The organism is Corallococcus sp. AB032C, from assembly GCF_003668935.1.
GTDB classification, from domain to species: domain Bacteria; phylum Myxococcota; class Myxococcia; order Myxococcales; family Myxococcaceae; genus Corallococcus; species Corallococcus exiguus.
On sequence record NZ_RAWP01000287.1, the window covers coordinates 1 to 405 of the forward strand.

Annotated in this window: 1 protein-coding gene; it reads right to left on the reverse strand. The window is 39.3% G+C overall.

All coding sequences use genetic code 11. The annotated features are described in order from the left end of the window. Positions 1 to 142: 142 nt before the first annotated feature. Positions 143 to 405: hypothetical protein (locus D7X99_RS44170; protein ID WP_233614244.1), on the reverse strand; the 263-nt coding region annotated here is incomplete at its 5' end.

The following is a 405-nucleotide window of genomic DNA, read 5'->3' on the forward strand; positions in this document are numbered from 1 at the left end:
GTTATATCCTGTATCCATTTCGATGATTTTTTTGGGCAACTCATAAATGCCGCATTGTGATGTTTTGCTATTTGTCATTAGGTAAAGGTAAAAGTATTTCTCCTCTGGTGTAAGTTCGATCACAAAACTATCCTGCCAAAAGTCAACGTGTATTTGTCTGAACTTGGCCATTTTCGAACTCCTCCTCGTCCTCTTGGTAAACAAATTGCAGCTCCGTGAATTCCAAATCAGGGAGTGAAATCGTCACTTCATCATTGTACTTTCCGTCATTGTTCAACTTCGGCTTGTATTTTGAGATGTAGTACATCTCGTAAACGGATGTATCGCTTTTTGTTTTGGTTAATGCGTATGAATAGTAAACGGCATTTCGTTCTTTGGCCGATGAAATAATCCGTCCCCACAAGT